The 19307-nt window shown below is 57.2% G+C and carries 17 protein-coding genes; 13 read left to right on the forward strand and 4 right to left on the reverse strand.

The genetic code is table 11. The features are described from left to right. Positions 1-3: 3 nt before the first annotated feature. From AXW11_RS14190 to AXW11_RS14235, 10 genes are all read left to right on the forward strand, one after another. Positions 4-1800 carry a GspE/PulE family protein gene (locus AXW11_RS14190; RefSeq protein WP_036203396.1) on the forward strand — a complete coding sequence of 599 codons (1797 nt, stop codon included), beginning with the start codon at positions 4-6 and terminating at the stop codon, positions 1798-1800. Further along, the gene (locus AXW11_RS14195; RefSeq protein ID WP_091644462.1) at positions 1800-3029 is read left to right on the forward strand and encodes a type II secretion system F family protein; all 1230 of its coding nucleotides are present in this window, start codon (positions 1800-1802) and stop codon (positions 3027-3029) included. The genes AXW11_RS14190 and AXW11_RS14195 overlap by 1 nt, the downstream gene beginning before the upstream one ends. Beyond that, a complete protein-coding gene (locus AXW11_RS14200) occupies positions 3030-3611 on the forward strand; it encodes a hypothetical protein (RefSeq protein WP_091644465.1) in 582 nt (193 codons plus the stop codon). Positions 3612-3636: 25 nt separating this feature from the next. Then, the gene (locus tag AXW11_RS14205; protein ID WP_091644468.1) at positions 3637-4155 is read left to right on the forward strand and encodes a prepilin-type N-terminal cleavage/methylation domain-containing protein; all 519 of its coding nucleotides are present in this window, start codon (positions 3637-3639) and stop codon (positions 4153-4155) included. 33 nt (positions 4156-4188) lie between these two features. Further along, the gene (locus AXW11_RS14210) at positions 4189-4656 is read left to right on the forward strand and encodes a prepilin-type N-terminal cleavage/methylation domain-containing protein (RefSeq protein WP_082040589.1); all 468 of its coding nucleotides are present in this window, start codon (positions 4189-4191) and stop codon (positions 4654-4656) included. An 82-nt stretch (positions 4657-4738) separates the two neighbouring features. Next, positions 4739-5218, forward strand: coding sequence for a pilus assembly FimT family protein (locus AXW11_RS14215; protein ID WP_041335659.1), 480 nt, complete (start codon positions 4739-4741; stop codon positions 5216-5218). Further along, positions 5215-5724: a type IV pilus modification PilV family protein gene (locus AXW11_RS14220; protein ID WP_041335661.1), complete on the forward strand. Its 510-nt coding sequence runs from the start codon at positions 5215-5217 to the stop codon at positions 5722-5724. Before AXW11_RS14215 ends, AXW11_RS14220 begins: the two co-directional genes overlap by 4 nt. Continuing rightward, positions 5724-6506, forward strand: a complete 783-nt coding sequence (locus AXW11_RS14225; protein ID WP_041335663.1) for a type II secretion system protein — start codon at positions 5724-5726, stop codon at positions 6504-6506. Before AXW11_RS14220 ends, AXW11_RS14225 begins: the two co-directional genes overlap by 1 nt. Further along, positions 6496-6909, forward strand: coding sequence for a pilus assembly PilX family protein (locus AXW11_RS14230; RefSeq protein WP_041335665.1), 414 nt, complete (start codon positions 6496-6498; stop codon positions 6907-6909). Before AXW11_RS14225 ends, AXW11_RS14230 begins: the two co-directional genes overlap by 11 nt. Further along, complete coding sequence (locus AXW11_RS14235; RefSeq protein ID WP_075195667.1) at positions 6906-10118, forward strand: DUF6701 domain-containing protein; 3213 nt, start codon at positions 6906-6908, stop codon at positions 10116-10118. The genes AXW11_RS14230 and AXW11_RS14235 overlap by 4 nt, the downstream gene beginning before the upstream one ends. A 12-nt stretch (positions 10119-10130) precedes the next feature. On the opposite strand, the gene ntrC is transcribed toward AXW11_RS14235, so the two are convergent. The 4 genes from ntrC to glnA form a co-directional block, all read right to left on the reverse strand. Continuing rightward, positions 10131-11558: a nitrogen regulation protein NR(I) gene (gene ntrC, locus AXW11_RS14240; RefSeq protein ID WP_041335667.1), complete on the reverse strand. Its 1428-nt coding sequence runs from the start codon at positions 11556-11558 to the stop codon at positions 10131-10133. Beyond that, positions 11555-12637: a nitrogen regulation protein NR(II) gene (gene glnL, locus AXW11_RS14245; RefSeq protein ID WP_036203423.1), complete on the reverse strand. Its 1083-nt coding sequence runs from the start codon at positions 12635-12637 to the stop codon at positions 11555-11557. Before glnL ends, ntrC begins: the two co-directional genes overlap by 4 nt. Before the next feature lie 328 nt (positions 12638-12965). After that, positions 12966-13496, reverse strand: coding sequence for a DUF4124 domain-containing protein (locus AXW11_RS14250; protein ID WP_036203426.1), 531 nt, complete (start codon positions 13494-13496; stop codon positions 12966-12968). Positions 13497-13671: 175 nt separating this feature from the next. Further along, entirely contained in the window at positions 13672-15075 is a 1404-nt protein-coding gene (gene glnA / locus AXW11_RS14255; RefSeq protein ID WP_036203429.1) for a glutamate--ammonia ligase, read from the reverse strand. A 558-nt stretch (positions 15076-15633) separates the two neighbouring features. Between glnA and typA the strand changes: the two genes are divergently transcribed. From typA to dtd, 3 genes are all read left to right on the forward strand, one after another. After that, positions 15634-17445, forward strand: a complete 1812-nt coding sequence (typA, locus tag AXW11_RS14260) for a translational GTPase TypA (protein WP_036203432.1) — start codon at positions 15634-15636, stop codon at positions 17443-17445. Between the two features lie 99 nt (positions 17446-17544). Beyond that, positions 17545-18507 (forward strand): prolyl aminopeptidase, encoded by a 963-nt coding sequence (gene pip, locus AXW11_RS14265; protein WP_091644472.1) that lies wholly within the window; start codon positions 17545-17547, stop codon positions 18505-18507. A gap of 81 nt (positions 18508-18588) precedes the next feature. After that, positions 18589-19053, forward strand: coding sequence for a D-aminoacyl-tRNA deacylase (gene dtd, locus AXW11_RS14270; protein ID WP_091644475.1), 465 nt, complete (start codon positions 18589-18591; stop codon positions 19051-19053). Positions 19054-19307 lie beyond the last annotated feature (254 nt).

Here is a 19307-nt window from a genome sequence, read left to right on the forward strand (position 1 = left end):
TCCATGGCTGAAGCAAAGAAAAAAATCCGCATAGGCGACCTGCTGGTCCAGAACGATGTCATCACTGAGCAACAGTTGATGACCGCCTTGCGTGAGCAGAAAAATACCGGACGCAAGCTGGGCCGTACCCTGATCGATCTGGGCTATGTGGAAGAGGACAACCTCCTCAACATCCTGTCACGCCAACTGGATGTGCCATTCGTTCAGTTGCGCCACTTCCAGTTCAACAACGAGCTGGTCAAGAAGCTGCCGGAAGCCATGGCCCGCCGTTTCCGCAGCATCGTATTGGCGGAACAGAGCGGCGAATTGCTGGTAGGTATGGCCGACCCGCTCGACATCTTCGCCTACGACGAACTGGTGCGGGTGCTGAAACAGCCGATCAAGCAGGCCGTTGTGCGGGAAAGCGAACTGCTGAATACCCTCGATCTGGTGTATCGCCGTACTGACGAAATTGCCTCGCTGGCGGAAGAACTGGAAGACGAACTGGGCGACGATGCTTTTGACCTGGCGGACCTCAGCGCTGAGTCCGAAAGCGCGGAAGCACCTGTGGTAAAGCTTCTGCAGACGCTGTTTGAAGATGCCGTGCAGGCCCGCAGCTCCGACATTCACATTGAACCTGACGAGACCGTGGTACGTATTCGCCAACGGGTGGATGGCGTGCTGCAGGAACAGGTGATGAAGGAAAAGCGGGTTAACTCCGCTCTGGTGCTACGCCTTAAACTGATGGCTGGCCTGAACATTTCCGAGAAGCGGATTCCCCAGGATGGCCGCTTCAATATCCGCGTAAAGGGCCGCAGCATCGATGTGCGGGTTTCCACCATGCCGGTTCAGTACGGCGAGTCGGTGGTCATGCGTTTGCTGGACCAGAGCCAGGGCATGCTGAACCTGGACGTCACCGGCATGCCGGAAACGCTGCTCGAAAACTTCCGCCGTATGATCAAGAAGCCCCATGGCATGATCCTGGTCACCGGCCCGACCGGTAGCGGTAAGACCACAACCCTTTATGGCGCGCTAACCGAACTCAACCGTCCGGAAGTCAAAATCATCACCGCAGAAGACCCGGTGGAGTACCGGCTGCCGCGCATTACCCAGGTGCAGGTAAACCCGAAAATCGGCCTGGAATTCGCCAGTGTACTGCGCGCCGCGCTGCGCCAGGACCCGGACGTGATCCTGGTGGGCGAGATGCGGGACCATGAAACCGCCGAGATTGGCCTGCGTGCGGCGATGACCGGCCATCTGGTGCTCTCGACGCTGCACACCAACGACTCCATCAGCAGCGCCATGCGACTGATTGATATGGGCGTGGAGCCTTTCCTGGTGGCCAGTTCCCTGCTTGGCGTTGTTGCCCAGCGGCTGGTGCGCAAGGTTTGTGAGAACTGTCGCGAGGCCTACGAGCCCACCAGTCAGGAAAAAGTCTGGCTGAACCAGTTCGATCTTGATCCGCTCGACCTGGAGGCCGGGTTTGTACATGGTCGCGGTTGCTACCAGTGCAGCAACAGTGGTTACCGGGGGCGTCTGGGTGTGTACGAAATGCTGGAAATGAACGAGGCGATGCTGGACGCACTGCGCCGCCAGGACATCGCCGGTTTCACCCGGGAAGCGCGCAGGAGCCACCTTTACCGGCCGCTTGGTCTTTGTGCCATGGATTTTGCACTGCAGGGCGTGACCACTCTGGAAGAAGTGGCCCGGGTGGCGGCGACCTCTGAGGGCGACGTGTCCCTGGATGAGGTGCCGGTGCTCTCTCAATCCTCTGGTGATAGCGGCGCCGACAACCCTGCTCCCAATGAGGGAGGTGTCTGATGCAGTTTACGTACCGGGGTAAGGACAGCAGAGGAGTCGTGCAACAGGGTGCGCTGGCTGCACCGAGCCCCGAGGCGGCAGCGTCTGAACTCATGCGGCGGGGCATCACACCCCTGGCGATCCATGAGCAGGCACAAGGCGAATCCATCGGCGACCGGCTGAACAACTTGCCGCTGTTCCGCAAGAAGATCACCCTGGACGAACTGATCGTGTTCTGCCGTCAGATGCATGCGTTGACTAAGGCGGGCATCCCGTTGATACGAACCATGCGTGGCCTGGCGGACACGACGCGCTCGCCCGCGCTCAGCGAAGTGCTGGACGACGTAACGGATCGCCTTGAGGCCGGTTCCACGATGGCTACCGCCATGCAGGCGCATCCCAAGGTGTTTCCGGATCTGTTTATCGCCATGATCCATGTGGGGGAGAACACCGGGCAATTGGACGACGCCTTCAAGCGGTTGTCTGAGATCCTCGAGCTGGAGCGGGACACCAAACGGCGCCTCAAGCAGGCCATGCGTTATCCCACCTTCGTGATGATTGCCCTGTTTGGGGCGCTGATGGTTGTGAACTTCCTGGTGATTCCGAAGTTTTCGGCGGTCTTCAGCAAACTGGGTGCCGACCTGCCATTCCTGACCCAGGTACTTGTTGGTACCTCAAACTTCCTGTTGGGCTACTGGTACATCGTACTGTTCGGTATGGCTGCAACGGCGCTTTTGGTGAGGCAGTGGAAAAACACCGACCAGGGACGCCTGACCTGGGACCGCTACAAACTGAAAATGCCTATTATCGGGCCGCTACTGGAGCTGATCACCCTAAGCCGGTTTGCCCGTAACTTCGCCAGTATGCTGTCTGCGGGCATGCCCGTGACCCATGCGTTGACCGTGGTTGCAGACGCCACGGATAACGCCTGGATATCCAAACACATCAAGGACATGCGGGTCGGTATCGAACGCGGTGAAAGCCTGCTGCGGACGGCCCGGCAGAGCGACATGTTCACGCCGCTGATCCTGCAGATGATTGCGGTTGGTGAGGAAACCGGTTCGGTGGACGACATGCTGGTGAACGTGGCGGATTTCTACGACGAAGACGTGGACTACGGACTCAAGCGGCTGGCGGAATCCATCGAACCGATACTGATCGTGGCCATGGGTATCCTGGTTCTCATTCTTGCTCTGGGCGTGTTCCTGCCCATATGGGACCTGGGAGCGGCCGCCATGGGGCGTGGGTGAATGACTGGCCAGAAGTATTCGGCGATGTCGGTGCTGATCAACTCACATCGCCTGAGAGTTCTGGTGGCCCTGTGCATCCTTTTTACCCTCTGGTGGGTATTACTGGGAGTTGCAGAGCGGGAAGCCGGCAGGGCAGAACAACAAGGTACACGGCTGATGCTCAACCAGATCAGAAGTGTACTGGTGGTAAAAGGGGCGGAGATTCGCCTGCAGGAAGGGGCCGACTTCAGGGCCTTGGCGGGCAGAAATCCGTTCGAATGGTTTGGATCGGAACCGGCCCGGTATGATGGCATCTGTCATGATGAGTCGCCGGAACCTGGCCGGTGGTGTTTCAAGCTGTTACAAACCGGCGATAAAGGCTACAAAAAAGACACGGCAAGCGCGCAGGGACAGGTTATATTTCAACCACGCCAGCCGATAACCCTTGGAGACAGGCAGGGAAGCGGCGACACACCCATGGCATGGGTTGTGGCGGTCGAGTTCACGGACAGAAACGGCAACGGACGCCTTGATGAACAGGATCTCCAGTCCGGGCTGAGATTGCAGCCGGTGGAGACGCAAAACGATCGTGCCGAACACTGATAACAAGCCTCAGGGAGGCCACACTATGAGGGCAATGACACTGAAAGCGCGCCAGACAAAGGGGTTTACCCTGATTGAGCTGGTGGTGGTGATCTCCATACTCGCCATTCTTGCAGCCTTTGCGTTGCCAAGATTCGCCGAACTGTCGGACGAGGCCCACCGGGCAAGCATCCAGGGCACCTCGGGCGCCTACGCCGCTGCTGTTGCACTGGTTCGTGCCCAGTGGACCGCCCGTGGCGCCGCTGGCGCGCAAACTAATCTGCCCGGCTTTGGCGAGGAAAACGTCGACGTGAGTGCTGACGGTTGGCCAACGGGCGTAGGTGGCAACACCGACCCGACCGCCATGAGTGCCACAGAGTGCCAAAACCTCTGGCTGGCCCTGATGCAGTCAAACGCGCCGACCGTGGCAACGTCCGGAGATACAACCGATTACACAGCAAGCGCAAGCGGCTCCGTGTGTACCTATGAGTACAACCTCAACGGTGGCACGGACAACATTCAATACGACGCCGACAGCGGCGAAGTGATTCGGGTTATCAATTAATCCATTTTAAAGCAGCAAAAGCAGGAGAAGACCATGAATATGATGAACCAGATGGCAGCAAGAAAAGAGAAAGGTTTCACCCTTATTGAACTGGTGATGGTGATTGTGATTTTGGGTATTTTGGCGGCGTTTGCGTTGCCGAGGTTTGCGGATTTTGGATCCGATGCTCGTTCGGCAGCACTTGAAGGCGGTGTCGGTTCTGTGAAATCAGCAGCGGCAATCGCCCACTCCCGCTGGGTTGCGAACGGCAGTGTTGCGAGCCAGGCGGTTAATCTGGATGGCGCTAACGGAATCACCATGTCCGCAGAGGGCTATCCGACAAACGATGCTGCTGGTATTGGTACCGCTGCGCAATTAGACGCAAACGATTTTGTGTTCAGTGGTGGAAATATCGAACTGGTATCAGCAGAGGATACCGATGGGAACGGGACTGTAGATTGTAACTTCACATATGACCCTTCGACCGGTGGCGTGACAGCTCGAGCAACCGCTGATTGCTAAGCAATTGTAGTGGTGTAGGTCGAATTAGCGACTCTCTAATTCGACCTGAGTACTGCAGCTACGGTAAATCCGGGAGAGGGGCATGAGAAAAAGAATCGCCCCGATGTCATCGGGGTTCACCCTTGTAGAGCTGGTCATGGTCATCATCCTGATCGGGGTTCTCTCCGCTCTGGGTGTTGGCCTGTTTGCCAGCCGCTCCGCCTTTTCTCCTCTTCTTGTTACCCAGCAACTGTCGTCCGCCACGCTGCTTGCCCAGCAGGCGGCGCTGGCAGGGAACAGCGCTGACACGCTGACCATTCGCCAGACCGGCGACGAACTCAGGTTTTCAGCCGCCTCCTCACAATTCATCCTGAAGCGCAGTGGCTCAACACTGGCCTATCGCGTAGCGAATGCGGCCTATACCAATGTTCCTGCTGGCGGCCTGACGGTGGGCTTTGACGGCTTTGGCCGGGTCGCATCCCCGACGGCCAGAGCCAACATTGATTTCCGTGTTACTGGCGATAGCACGTTCAATCTCTGCCTCAGTTCCCTGGGCGCGGTTTATGACGGGACCTGTCCATGACCAGGCCAGTCAAATACGGGCGCACCCAGAAAGGTGCCACACTGGTCGAGCTGGTGATCACCATTGTTATTATCAGCGTCGCTATTGCCGGGGTAGTGGGTGCGTTTGCGCTTATCTCCGGGCGTAGTGCGGATCCATTGAATCAGACCCGGGCTGTTGCACTCGCGCAGATTTACATGGACGAAATTCTCAGCCGACGGTATGACGAAAACACACCCGTAGGTGGGTTTCCGAGAGAGCCGGGTTGCACCATAAACACTGAAGAAGGCAGTCGCGCCGATTACGACGACGTTGATGACTATAACGAGATTACCGATGCGGTCCCGGAGAATGCCGAAGGCACTGGCCTGGCCGCGGACTACGCCGGCTTTCAGGTGTCAGTTGCCATCGAGTGCGCCGGCGATGAAATCGGGCTTGCGGCTGATGAAGCCAAACGCATCGATTTGACGATTACAGACCCTAGCGGTCAGAGCTACGATTTCTCCGTATACAGGGCGAACTACTGATGCCTCGCCAGTCTGGATACACATTGATTGAGCTGATCATGGTGATTGTGCTGCTGAGTATCGTGGCCACGGTGTCGGTGCGGTTTGTCGGCCTGTCGACCCAGGGCGCGCTGGATACCAGCGCCCGTCAGTTGCGAGCACTCCAGTCCGTGGTGATCAGTGAACAGCTGACCCGTGACTTGCGGGAGGCCTTTCCGTTGTCGGTTCGAAGTACCGGCTCTTGCATCGAGTGGTTGCCTATGGAGGCGGGAACTAGTTATCTCAACCTACCGGCCACTGAAGTGAGCCAAATCGAGATTGCTGAGTTTGCTCAGCCTCCTGTTGTCAGTAACAGGCGTGTGGTTATCTATGGTTACGGGACCACGACGGGGGATATCTATACTGGCGCTAATCCTGGCCCGGTCTCCTCACTGATTTCTGGCGTTAACAATACGGCAGTCCCGGGCTCGCCGGCCACCATAAGCCTGTCGGCCAGCCATCGTTTTACTTCAACTTCGCCAGCGCGGCGCCTGTTCCTTGTGGGTGAGCCGGTGAGTATTTGTCAGAGCGGCCGCTTTCTGTATCGCTATAGCGGGTATGCGCCGACGTCCACTCAGCCTGATCCTCCTCCGGTTACACCGGAAGTACTGGCGGCCAGCGTAACCGGAACCGTCGATTTCCGGTTCCTGCCTGCAACCCTGCAACGGGCAGCGGTGGTTCAGTTTACGTTTGATCTTTTAAGCGCCGATGGCAGCGAAACCACAACCGTCAGCCAGGAGGTCCAGATCCGTAATGTACCCTGACCAATACTGGAACCGACAGCGTGGTGCGGGGTTGCCAATCGCCCTCTTTATCATCACCGTTTTAGCTTTGATTGTAACCAGCATGGCGCAGCAACAGGAAAGTACCGGCGCGGCTGTCAGTCAGCAGATTTTGTCTCAACGCGCGTTCTACGCGGCGGAAAGCGGAGCTCAGGCAGCGGTCACCGAGGCACTTTATGGCAGTGGCTGTGGGTCAGTGCCGGGGTCTCTGAGTTTTACAGGGCGAGGCCTCAATGGCTGTAGCACCAGTCTCAGTTGCTCCGTTGTGCGGGCTGATATTGAAGGCGATGCCGCTGACGAAGATGTTTATACCCTGGTCAGCACCGGACAATGTGGCGTAGGCACCGAGCAGGCCACGCGAGAGATTGAGGTACGTGTGCGATGAAGGTAGCGGGTTTCTGGTTTGTGTTTTTTTTGTCTGTTGCTGTTGCCCCCGCGCACGGTACGATTACCGTCTCCGCGAATGGTAACTCGAATGGACCGGTGACGGTAGACGTGGGCGATTCTGTCTCCATTGAGGTTGTGGCTACCAATTGCACAAACGTGCAAGGCAATAACTCAGCTTGGCGTGACAACTGGGTGAACGCCGGCAATCCGGAAGAAGAAATATATGCCACCAGTCCTTGCACGGTGCCATCACTGAATCGAACGACTAGTTTTGATACGCCGGGCACTTACACGGTAGCGTTTTTCTCTGAGTACTGCCGAAACTATCGGAATGGCGGCCAGTGCAACCCCCGATGGATCGAAGATCAACGTGGGAGTATTGAGATTGTCGTTCAGGACCCGAACGCACTCACCTGTTTTAACGACGATTACACCAGCGGACAGCTCAATGGGGACGACTGGGTAACCTCCGTTTCATTGGGAAGTTTTACTCCACAGATTGTTAACGGCCGGCTCCGAATGACAGAGGCTCGCGGAAACCAGGCAACGGCGGCCACGTTGCAGCGGGAAATTCCTGGCGCTGAAAACCTTGTTATTCTGGAGTTTAACTATTACGCATACGGGGGCAGTGGCGCAGACGGCCTTGCCATTGCGTTGTCGGATTCGGTTGTAACCCCGCAACCTGGCAGTTACGGGGGGTCCCTTGGCTATGCACAGCGTAATAATGGTGACCCCGGGTTTGCAGGTGGCTGGCTGGGCATCGGTTTGGATGAGTACGGTAACTTTTCCAATAGCAACGAAGGGCGCCAGGGTGGACGAAATGGACGGACACTGGATTCAGTCGCCATTCGTGGCGCGGCTCCCGATTACCGTTTCATGCGGGCCACTGATCGCCTGACACCTGGCATTGACACGCCGAACACCAATAACCCGGACGCCCAGCGGTATCGCATCATCATTGACTCCAGGGAATCCGGAGAAGCCATTGTGTCGGTAGAACGGGATCTGACCGGTACCGGCAACAACTACGACATGCTAATCCCACCGTTCAATGCGTTGAACGAGCCAGGGCAACCGGCGGTGCCGGAGAACTTCCTGCTGTCGCTGACGGGCTCCACCGGCGGGGCAACCAACATCCATGAGCTCGACCAGTTTCAGCTATGTGCGCTCAAGCTTAATCCGGTGGGTGAGCAAGTGGATCACTTCGAAATCCGCCATGACGGGGTGGCGCTTACGTGCCAGCCTGAAACGGTCACCGTCCGCGCCTGCGCCAATGCCAGTTGCGATCAACTGTTCACTGATCCGGTTGAGGCAACTCTCGAGCCTCTGGACGGCTGGCAGAGCGGTAACGTTGTCAGTTTTTCCGGGGGGGCCGGGGAGGCAACCCTGGCAAATAGAGTTGCTGGCGTCGTTGAGCTGGATGTTATTGGTTCCCGCCCCTCTACACGCCCCCAAGCGGTGACGCTGTGTCAGATAGGCGCGGGCAATCTGTCGGCGGCGAATTGCGAGATCGAGTTTTTTGACTCGGGGCTGGCCTTCGATATACCGAACCTGACTTCCCACCGTCCGTCTGGTCCCATTGAAGTGCAGGCGGTGCGGCGGGACGACGTAACCCAAGCCTGCGTGCCCGCGTTTGAGAACGTTGAGAAGCCGGTTCGTTTCTGGTCAACCTACGTGGACCCGGGCCCGAGCGGTCGCCCTGTCAGTCGTGCCCTTTCGGTGGATGGCGGCGATATCAGTGGCGACGGTAGCAATCCTACGATACTTGATCTTGACTTTGGCGCTGATGGTATTGCGGAAATCGATGTTCAATATCCTGATGCCGGTAATATGCAACTGAACGCCGAGTATCGCGGTTCTGCGGCAACGGACGACGCGGGGCTGGTGATGCCCGGTGCCGATCAGTTTGTCAGTGTACCGGCGGGCTTTTGTGTCCGAACAGGCGGCGAATGCTCAGACGGGGATGCCTCTTGCCCTCTGTTTGTGAAAGCCGAGGAAGACTTCAATCTATCGATTACAGCCGTCGGGTGGGAAGAAGAAAGTGACGTTAGCCTCTGCGAGGGCAATCCGGTAACACCCAACTTCCGTCTGTCGGACATTCCGCTGTCATCGGAGGTAGTTGCACCATCGGGCGGTGACGATGGCATAGTCACGCCATTGATCTATTCCCATACTCGTTCGGCAGATGCTACTGAGACGGTCAGTGTGAATGTGTCGGAAGTGGGTGTTTTTCGGTTCAAGGCAGATCCGGGCACGGGTACCTATCTTGGATTGACGGCGCCGGGTGGAAGCAGTGGTCCAACCGGTCGTTTCTATCCCGACCGTTTTGAGGTGACCGTTGATCCGGGTGAACTGGGTCCAGGCGAACTGGAAGCGGGATGTACAGTGGCTACGTCGTTTTCTTACATCGGGTTGGACATGGTGTGGGAACTGGTTCCGAGTCTGACGATTGAACCGGTATCCGTTGAGGGAAACCGCACGCTCAACTACACGGAGCCGGGTTTTCAGCGGCTTTCCACCGCAGGAATCAGTCGAACAGCACCTGCGGCTGATTCCACTGTGTTGAACCGCGATGGCAGTCCATTGGCGGTCACTGTCGTTTCGGGGGGCGGAACGCTAAGGGGTGATGAGCCTGACCCTGGCCTGTTGCAGTTTGACTACGCCAGTGATGACACGGTCACCTACAATAAGGTCCCGGAAGCCCGCGTTCCCTTGTTTGACCCCGCTTTGGAATACAGTGTTACTGATATCGTGGATTCGGACGGAGTGGCCGGTGCTGGCGCCCCCTACCTCTTTACACCGGCCGCGAATTTCGACGTGCGCTACGGTCGCCTGTCCATGGAAAACGTGTCTGGCCCGGAGAACATTGACGAACTCCCGATGCCCTTCCAAGTGGAATACTGGAATGGCTCCCGATTTGTGGTAAATACGGCTGACAGTTGCACGGGCTGGACAACAGACAATATCGGTGGCACCGCGGCGCACCATACCCTGGCTTCAGATTCCGGTACTTTCAATGCAGGAGAGGCTGGCCCGCTTCGGCTGGCGCCGGCGGGTTCGCAGGGGACAGACACGCTGACGTGGGCCGTAGCTGACTGGCTAAAGGACGACTTCAACGGCGACGGCTCACTTGAGGATCCCTCAGCCCTGGCCACCTTCGGCGTCTACCGTGGCCATGACCGCGTTATCTACTGGCAGGAGAAATAGCGGGAAGGGGGCTCAGTCCTCCTCCCCCTCCGGGTGATCCATCCCGAGTTCATTAATCTTGCGGGTCAAGGTATTCCGTCCCCAGCCTAGCAGGATGGAGGCATCACGCCGGCGCCCGCCGGTGTGCTTCAACGCGGTCTCGATCATGATGCGCTCAAACTCCGGCACGGCGGTATCCAGAATGCCTTTGTGGCCGCGTTTGAGCTCCTGTTCCGACCAGTTGCGCAGGCCTTCCTGCCAAGTCTGGCCGGTGGCCGGCGCTTCGGCCTGCTGCATCAGCTCGGGCGGCAGGTCATCGATGTGAACCTCGCGGCCACTGGCCATCACCGTCAGCCAGCGACAGGTGTTCTCAAGCTGGCGGACGTTGCCGGGCCAGGGCAGGGTGGTGAGGTATTCTTCGGCTTCCGGGCGCAGTATTTTGGTTTCCACTGCCAGTTCCCGGGCAGCCCGCTTGAGGAAATGTTCCATTAACCGCGGGATGTCCTCGCGGCGCTCCGCGAGTTTTGGCAAGTGCACCCGGATAACATTCAGGCGATGGAACAAATCTTCCCGAAAGGTGCCCGCCTGGACGAGCTTTTCCAGGTCCTGGTGTGTAGCCGCGATGATGCGGACGTCCACTTTGATAGGCGTGGTGCCGCCCACCCGATAGAACTCCCCATCCGCAAGCACCCGCAATAACCGTGTCTGGGTGTCGGCGGGCATATCACCGATCTCGTCGAGGAACAGGGTGCCTCCGTTGGATTGCTCGAAGCGACCCTGCCTGGCGGCAGCCGCTCCGGTGAAGGCGCCTTTCTCATGGCCAAACAGCTCGGACTCAATCAGGTCCTTTGGAATCGCGGCCATGTTGAGTGCGATAAAAGGGTGGCTGGCCCGGGGGCTGTGGTTGTGAAGGGCCTGGGCAACCAGTTCCTTACCGGTACCACTTTCGCCATTGATCAGTACGGTGATGTTGGAGTGGGACAATCGGCCGATGGCCCTGAACACCTCCTGCATCGCAGGCGCTTCACCAATGATTTCGGCATTTCTCTGTGCGCTTTCGGCTTGCGGCTCCGAGGTGGCCCGGCGTTCGTGGCTGTGAGCAACGGCCCGCTTCACCAGTGCGACGGCATCATCCACGTCAAACGGTTTTGGAAGGTACTCGAAGGCGCCCGTCTGGTAGCTGGTCACCGCGCTTTCCAGGTCGGAATGGGCGGTCATGATGATCACCGGCAGATCCGGGTGTGAGTCAACAATCTGTGAGAGCAAGGTGATGCCGTCGACGCCGGGCATACGGATGTCGCTGATGATGGCATCGGGCTGTTCGTGCTCCAGCCTCATCATGATGCTTTCGCCACTTTCAAACACCCGGGGCTGCATACCGGCCTGGTTCAGGGCGCGCTCCAGCACCCAACGTATACTGCGATCGTCGTCAATTATCCAGACGTTTGCCGGTTGGCTCATTGGTTTTCCTCCAGAGGCAGGAAGATGATGAAGTCGGTTTTTCCGGGCTCGCTCTCGCATTCAACAAGCCCGTGATGTTGCCCGATGATGCTTTGGGTGATGGAGAGGCCGAGGCCTGTGCCGCTGGCTCGCCCACTGATCATCGGGTAGAAAACGTTTTGCAACAGATCCGGTGGTATGCCCGGGCCGTTATCAATCACATCCACGCGGCACACCAGGCGATGGCGTTTGTGGCCGATGGTGAACTGTCGCAATGCGCGTGTGCGGAAGGTGATCGTCGGCTGTTCGTCGCCGGTCATCTCCGCCTGGTTCTCGAACGCGGCTTCCATGGCGTTGCGGGCGATGTTAAGGAAAGCCTGAATCAGCTGTTCCTTGTCGCCCTGGAACTCGGGGAGGCTGGGATCGTAATCTCTCCGGAAGTTCAAGCGGCCGCGGCTCTCAGCTTCCAAAAGGGTTTTGACGCGCTCCAGAACCTCATGAATATTGGTGGACGCCATTTTTGGGGCTTTGTTCGGGCCGAGCATGCGGTCCACCAGGGTTCGCAGGCGGTCCGCTTCTGCAATGATCACCTGGGTGTATTCTTTCTGGTCTTCGTTGTGCAGTTCGCGGTCCAGCAACTGGGCGGCCCCGCGAATACCTCCAAGAGGGTTTTTGATTTCATGGGCCATGCCCCGGACCAGTATCCGGGTGGTTTCCTGCTGGGAGATGATGTCTTCTTCCCGGCTGATCCGTAGCAAGCGGTCCCTGGGCTGGATTTCGATCAACAGTTCCGTTGGCTCAAGGCTTATGGGGGACACGGAATAATCAACCGTTAGCCGCAATCCGCTTGTCAGTATGAACTCCGCTTCGCGTCTGGTGTACGACTGGCCATTCTCGGCTGCCGCATACAGTGTTTGTAGGGCATCTTCAGAGTCGATCAGGATGTCGTTGATCGGGGCTCCCTTACTTCTGGTTACGCTGGTTTCAAACAGACTTTCGGCCGCCGGATTCAGGTACTGGACCCGCAACCCGTCACTCAGCACCAGTACGGCTGTGGTCAGGCTGTCCAGTATGCTTTTGTATCCGGCCGGTATCGCCATTCGTTTGTCCCTTTTGATGGGCCTTGCGGGTTGCTAAGGCAGTTTTGCAAAAAACGAACCACATTGGCTGTTCGTGGCTATGACAGTGCGCATTTAGCGGGCATGCGGGTTACAGGCCTGTGAACACGGCGTGGTGTAGTGCAGAAATATCATTGCGTAAAGCCTGCCCGCGGATATCCGCCCTGGGAATGGTCAGAGTATGGCTTTTTTATGGTGCGGTCGCACTAAAATGGTGCAATAAAGAATGGCGTGGTGGTTCGCTAACCGCTACAGGTCTGCGTTTGTATGGCGCCCCGGCTCGAAGCGGTCGGGGCCCCGGAAGGGTGCATCAGTTGTTGACGCTGGGCCGGTGGATGGTGAAGGTAATGGTTTCGCCGCTCTTGACGGTAACACCGTTGCTGTCGACGATATTGACGCCTGCATCGTGGGTGCCGCGAAACACATTGCGCACCATCACTGTCCCGGAAGCGCTCTGGCCAACCGGTTGGCCGTCGAGTGTCACTTCGTACTTGTGGCTGCCCCGAAGGCCAGGTGAACTGGTCACGCGGAATTCCACGTCGCCGCTGCCACTGTGGAAGGCCTGGTCATCGCCCGGCGCGAGGAAACGGACGCTGTCGTAGACGGAGCCTTCCTGTTGCACTTTTTCCCGCAACCGCTCTGGCTCACGAACCGCTTCGAGTTTTGGCAGGGTGACCGTGGTGACCGGTTTCACTTTGATCTCCTCAGCAGGCGTGCCTTCCGAGGGTTCGTCGGTATAGGTAACGTTGCCCTGAGCATCCACCTGACGATAGACCTCGGCGGAAACCGGAAACGCCGCGAGAGCGACAATGCCTGAGAGTAGTGCGAACCGTGCATTCATAGAGACAACCTGTTTGATTGTTTTATCCGATTATCAGCGCCAGTCATGAGTATTTCAACGCCATTACCCGGTAGCTTGGTTACATTCCGTTAAGGCTGGCCGAAATGTGCGGTCGTACACGAAAAAGCCCCGCACGAGGCGGGGCTTTTCTGGGTTGCTGATCCTTACGAACGGATTAGCAGGAGTAGTAGAGCTGGAACTCGACCGGATGCGTGGTCATGTTCAGTTTCTCAACTTCACCGCGCTTCAGATCGATGTAGCCGGCAATCATGTCCTCGGTGAACACGCCGCCGCGGGTCAGGAATTCATGATCTTCAGCCAGGCAATCCAGAGCTTCGGACAGGGTTTCAGCAACCTTCGGAATGTTCAGCGCTTCTTCCTTCGGCAGGTCGTACAGATCCTTGTCCATGGCATCGCCCGGGTGGATCTTGTTCTGGATACCATCCAGGCCGGCCATCATCAATGCAGCGAACGCCAGGTACGGGTTGGCCGCCGGGTCAGGGAAACGCACTTCGATACGACGTGCTTTCGGGCTGTTCACGTATGGAATACGGATGGAGGCCGAACGGTTACGGGCGGAGTAGGCCAGCATAACCGGTGCTTCGTAGCCCGGAACCAGACGCTTGTAGCTATTGGTTGCAGGGTTGGTAAAGGCGTTGATGGCCTTGGCGTGCTTGACGACACCACCGATATAGTAAAGCGCTGCTTCGCTCAGGCCGGCATAGCTGTCACCTGCGAACAGGTTCTTGCCGTCTTTGCTCAGGGACATGTGTACGTGCATGCCGGAGCCGTTATCACCAACCACAGGCTTGGGCATGAAGGTGGCGGTTTTACCGTAGGCGTGGGCCACGTTGTGTACGCAGTACTTGAGAATCTGCACTTCGTCAGCCTTGCGGGTCAGGGTGTTGGCGCCAACGCCGATTTCACACTGGCCAGCGGTGCCGACTTCGTGGTGATGAACCTCAATTTCCAGGCCCATGGATTCCATAGCGGCACACATGGCGCCACGCAGGTCGTGCAGGCTATCCACTGGCGGAACCGGGAAGTAACCACCTTTAACACCCGGGCGGTGACCGATGTTGTTGCGATCGAAGTCTTCGCCGGATACCCAGGCGGCTTCTTCAGAGTGGATGTGGTAGGAAGCGCCCTGCATATCCACATTCCATTTAACAGAATCGAAAACAAAGAACTCAGGTTCCGGACCAAACAGGGCACCGTCAGCGATGCCCGTGGACTTGAGGTACTCTTCCGCACGGCGGGCAACGGAGCGTGGGTCACGCTCATAGCCCTGCATGGTGGAAGGCTCTACGATGTCACAGGTAATGTTCAGTGTGGTTTCTTCGGTGAACGGGTCCAGCACGGAGGTGCTGTCGTCCGGCATCAGAATCATGTCGGATTCATTGATGCCTTTCCAGCCGGAGATTGAAGAGCCGTCGAACATCTTGCCGTCGCTGAAAAAGTCCTCGTCCACCTCGGTGGCCGGCAGCGTTACGTGTTGTTCTTTGCCACGGCTGTCAGTGAATCTCAGGTCGATCCATTTGACTTCGTGTTCCTTGATCAGATCAATCGTCTTGGACATTGTGCATGCTCCGTCTGTTATCCCGCCGTGCGGGCGATTTCTGTGTACATTGTTGCCGGATCGTTCAGCAGTGCTGACTCCCGATCTTTCTTTCAGGTAGGGCAGCTTAACAAAAGCTGTTGCGAGTTACCTGCAAATTCGGCTGCTTAAGGTTTAGCAATAGCCTTGCCAGTTTTTGATGCATGCGCCACAAGTGCGCAATACCAAGGCGTTCGGGCTGTTTTGGAGCGATATGTGCTGATTGGGTGGCCCTATCGCTCTTTCGTGGTGCGTTAAAACGGTGCGATAGCTGAAATAATGCACCAAAATGATGCAGATGGGTTGTTGCTTCGATAGGCGTTTTTCTTCATATAAACGCAAGTGAGTTTGCTATATACTGCGCGCCACTTCATTTTTGCCTCAGGTATTCAGCACAGACGCTGAGTTTCTTCAGGGGGTATTCGGGCTTCCCGGCCCGACAAATGAAATTCATTTTACGGATTTGAGACGGCATGTAAGGGGCTTTGCGCCTACTGAAGACCTCTCAGGTCATTCAGTGCATGCTGCAGGATTATAGTTGTGATTGATAAACTTCGTAATATCGCCATCATCGCCCACGTTGACCATGGCAAGACCACACTGGTTGACCAGCTTCTTCGCCAGTCCGGCACTCTGGATCGCAAAGAGCTCGAAAACGAGCGTGTCATGGACTCCAATGACCAGGAAAAAGAACGTGGTATTACCATTCTGGCCAAGAACACGGCGCTGAAGTGGCACGACTACGACATCAATATCGTGGACACCCCGGGTCACGCCGATTTCGGGGGTGAAGTCGAGCGTGTCATGAGTATGGTCGATTGCGTGTTGCTCGTGGTTGACTCTATTGATGGCCCGATGCCACAAACCCGGTTTGTCACCCAGAAAGCGTTTGATGCGGGCCTGCACCCGATTGTCGTCGTGAACAAGATTGACCGCCCTGGAGCTCGCCCGGACTGGGTAGTGGATCAGGTGTTCGACTTGTTCGACAACCTCGGCGCCAGCGATGAGCAGCTGGACTTTCCGATTGTCTACGCCAGTGCCCTGAACGGCATTGCCGGAATGGATCACGAAAAGCTGGACGACAACATGGACGCGGTTTTCCAGGCCATCGTTGATCACGTACCTGCGCCCAACGTCGACCGGGACGGTCCGTTCCAGATGCAGATTTCTCAGTTGGACTACAACAGCTTCCTGGGCGTTATTGGCATCGGCCGCATTATGCGCGGCAAGATTAAAACCAACTCTCCGGTTACGGCCATTGGTGCCAACGGCAAAAAGCGCCAGGGCCGTATTCTCAAGATCATGGGCCATTCCGGGCTGCAGCGTGTTGAAGTCGACGAAGCGCAGGCGGGCGACATTATTTGCGTCAGCGGCATGGATGAGCTGTACATCTCTGACACCTTGTGTGACCAGGCCAATGTTGAAGCCTTGCCGCCGTTGACGGTGGATGAGCCGACGGTTTCCATGACGTTCCAGGTCAACGACTCACCGTTTTGTGGCAAGGAAGGTAAGTTTGTCACCAGCCGCAACATCAAAGAGCGTTTGGAAAAAGAGCTGCTGCACAACGTTGCTCTGCGAGTTGAAGAAGGTGAGTCGGCAGATAAGTTCAAGGTATCCGGCCGTGGCGAGCTGCACCTCTCAGTGTTGATCGAAAACATGCGTCGCGAGAACTTTGAGCTCGCCGTGGGTCGTCCGGAAGTGGTTATCCGTGAGATCGATGGTGTTAAACAGGAGCCGTACGAAAACGTCATCATCGACATCGAAGAGCAGCACCAGGGTGCGCTTATGGATCAGATGGGGCTCCGCAAGGGTGAAATGACCAACATGGTGCCGGACGGAAAGGGCCGTATGCGTCTTGAGTATACGATTCCGGCGCGCGGGCTGATCGGTTTCCGTAACGCCTTCCTGACCATGACCTCCGGTTCGGGTATTTTGACTTCAACCTTCAGCCATTACGGCCCTATTAAGAGCGGTGATGTGACCAGTCGTCAGAACGGTGTGCTGGTGTCAATGGCAACTGGTGCCGCGCTGACTTATTCGCTGGAAACACTGCAGAGCCGGGGCAAGTTGTTCCTGGATCCCGGCCAGGAAGTGTACGAAGGTCAGTTGTGTGGTATTCACAGTCGTGACAACGATCTGGTGATTAACCCCACCAAGGGGAAGAAGCTGGACAATATGCGTGCGTCCGGCAAGGACGAGGTCATCGGCCTGGTGCCGCCGATCAAGCATACCCTTGAGCAGGCTCTGGAGTTCATCGATGAAGATGAATTGGTGGAAGTGACGCCCAAGTCGATCCGCCTGCGCAAGAAGCTTCTGACCGAGAATGAGCGTAAGCGCGCTCATAAGAAGTAATCTTCAGTACGTGATATTAAGGGGCGGTGCCAATGTGGCCCGCCCCTTTTTCGTTGTCTTCAGCTAAACTCCGGTTAAATCCTTTGTCCGGAGCGCCTCATGCTCACCCTGTTTCCAGATATCAAGCCTAACGCCCAACATCGCATCGCAGTTGATCCCCCTCATGAGCTTTTTGTTGAAGAAAGCGGCAATCCGGATGGCATTCCTGTTCTGGTCGTCCATGGTGGGCCGGGTGGTGGGTGCGAGGACTATCACCGCCGTTTTTTCGATGCCGAACGCTACCGAATTATTCTGATGGATCAGCGTGGTGCAGGCCGTTCGAGGCCTCTGGCGGAGTTTGTTGGAAACACCACGCAAAATCTTGTGGACGATATAGAAACGGTGCGGACCTTTCTCGGGGTGGACCGATGGATACTGTTTGGCGGCAGTTGGGGGTCTACGCTGAGCCTGGTGTATGCCCAGTCGCACCCGGACAGGGTGCTTGGCCTGGTGCTAAGGGGGATTTTTCTTTGTCGGCCCAGGGATATTCACTGGTTTTACCAGGAAGGCGCAAGCCGCGTGTTTCCCGATTACTGGCGGGATTTCCTGGCGCCCATTCCGGAGGGTGAGCGTGGCGATCTCGTCGCGGCCTATTACCGTCGCCTGACGAGCAGCAACGAACTGGAACAGATGCAGGCTGCCAAGGCGTGGTCCATCTGGGAGGGACGGTGTGCGACCCTGCACCCGAATCCGCGTGTGGTTGAGCACTTTGGGCATCCCCATGTGGCCATTGCCCTGGCCCGAATCGAATGCCATTACTTCATGAATAATGCGTTTCTGGAAGATGATCAGATCGTACGTGACGCGGCGTTGCTCAAGGATATTCCAGGCATCATTGTCCATGGCCGTTACGATATGGTTTGTCCGCTGGACAATGCTCTGGCTTTGAGCCAGGCCTGGCCGGAAGCAGACTTGAGGATCATACGGGATGCAGGGCACTCGGCGTCCGAGCCCGCCATCATTGATGCCCTGATGCGTGGTGTCGATGAGGTCGCTGCGAAGCTTGAAGGTAGGGATACGTAAAGTCACATGAAGAAGGTTGCGGCGAGCCTGGTGCGTGGATAAACTTCCTTCCGAATTTTGAGTCCTTGCGCAGGGAGCTTGATGAAAGGGCTGATACAGCGGGTTACCCACGCCAGCGTCACCGTCGACAATGAGATCATCTCCGAGATTGGTTCGGGGCTTTTGTTGTTGCTCGGTGTGGAGAAGTCAGACGACTCCAGCACGGTGCGGGAACTGTGTCGAAAATTACTCGCCTACCGGGTATTTCCCGACGACCAGGGACGGATGAATCGCAGCCTGCTCGATACGGGCGGCTCCCTCCTCGTTGTTCCCCAGTTTACGCTTGCTGCTGATACCCGGTCCGGATCCCGTCCGGGATTTTCGGTAGCAGCGGGCCCGGAATCTGCCGAAACACTGTTTCATGAATTCGTGGCCTCGTGTGGGTCGCAGTTGGGCGCAGCTCGGGTTGGCCAGGGGCGGTTCGGCGCGGACATGAAGGTGGCCTTGGTAAACGATGGGCCGGTCACGTTTCTTCTGGAGGTTGGAGGTGTGCCGGGGCGGGGTTGAGGTGTCGCCCTATTGCGAGGCATTGCAACGGTCGGTGGTCCTTTCTGGTGCTGCGCTGGCCGTTGGTGGTGTTTACTACTTCTGATCAGCTAACCAGCTAATCTATCAAGTAGTCGAAAACCGGCAGCCTTCGGGCTGCCGGTTTTTTTATGGTGCGCCAGGCATGGCGCGTAGCGCCTTGACGGCGCTGTTCCGGTGCAGGTGGTGCTGGCCGGATGACTTGGGGGTGCAAGTCCCCTATGGGCCCGGTAAGG

This window comes from Marinobacter sp. Hex_13, assembly GCF_001566815.1.
Classification (GTDB): Bacteria; Pseudomonadota; Gammaproteobacteria; order Pseudomonadales; family Oleiphilaceae; genus Marinobacter; species Marinobacter salarius.

What these genes read in the sequence shown, in the direction of transcription:
- glnA (WP_036203429.1), bottom strand. Translation starts at nt 15,075, where the DNA reads ATGTCCAAGACGATTGATCTGATCAAGGAACACGAAGTCAAATGGATC.
- AXW11_RS14225 (WP_041335663.1), top strand. Translation starts at nt 5,724, where the DNA reads ATGCCTCGCCAGTCTGGATACACATTGATTGAGCTGATCATGGTGATT.
- AXW11_RS14195 (WP_091644462.1), top strand. Translation starts at nt 1,800, where the DNA reads ATGCAGTTTACGTACCGGGGTAAGGACAGCAGAGGAGTCGTGCAACAG.
- AXW11_RS14220 (WP_041335661.1), top strand. Translation starts at nt 5,215, where the DNA reads ATGACCAGGCCAGTCAAATACGGGCGCACCCAGAAAGGTGCCACACTG.
- ntrC (WP_041335667.1), bottom strand. Translation starts at nt 11,558, where the DNA reads ATGAGCCAACCGGCAAACGTCTGGATAATTGACGACGATCGCAGTATA.
- AXW11_RS14190 (WP_036203396.1), top strand. Translation starts at nt 4, where the DNA reads ATGGCTGAAGCAAAGAAAAAAATCCGCATAGGCGACCTGCTGGTCCAG.
- AXW11_RS14205 (WP_091644468.1), top strand. Translation starts at nt 3,637, where the DNA reads ATGAGGGCAATGACACTGAAAGCGCGCCAGACAAAGGGGTTTACCCTG.
- AXW11_RS14210 (WP_082040589.1), top strand. Translation starts at nt 4,189, where the DNA reads ATGAATATGATGAACCAGATGGCAGCAAGAAAAGAGAAAGGTTTCACC.
- AXW11_RS14215 (WP_041335659.1), top strand. Translation starts at nt 4,739, where the DNA reads ATGAGAAAAAGAATCGCCCCGATGTCATCGGGGTTCACCCTTGTAGAG.
- AXW11_RS14235 (WP_075195667.1), top strand. Translation starts at nt 6,906, where the DNA reads ATGAAGGTAGCGGGTTTCTGGTTTGTGTTTTTTTTGTCTGTTGCTGTT.
- AXW11_RS14200 (WP_091644465.1), top strand. Translation starts at nt 3,030, where the DNA reads ATGACTGGCCAGAAGTATTCGGCGATGTCGGTGCTGATCAACTCACAT.
- AXW11_RS14230 (WP_041335665.1), top strand. Translation starts at nt 6,496, where the DNA reads ATGTACCCTGACCAATACTGGAACCGACAGCGTGGTGCGGGGTTGCCA.
- dtd (WP_091644475.1), top strand. Translation starts at nt 18,589, where the DNA reads ATGAAAGGGCTGATACAGCGGGTTACCCACGCCAGCGTCACCGTCGAC.
- AXW11_RS14250 (WP_036203426.1), bottom strand. Translation starts at nt 13,496, where the DNA reads ATGAATGCACGGTTCGCACTACTCTCAGGCATTGTCGCTCTCGCGGCG.
- glnL (WP_036203423.1), bottom strand. Translation starts at nt 12,637, where the DNA reads ATGGCGATACCGGCCGGATACAAAAGCATACTGGACAGCCTGACCACA.
- pip (WP_091644472.1), top strand. Translation starts at nt 17,545, where the DNA reads ATGCTCACCCTGTTTCCAGATATCAAGCCTAACGCCCAACATCGCATC.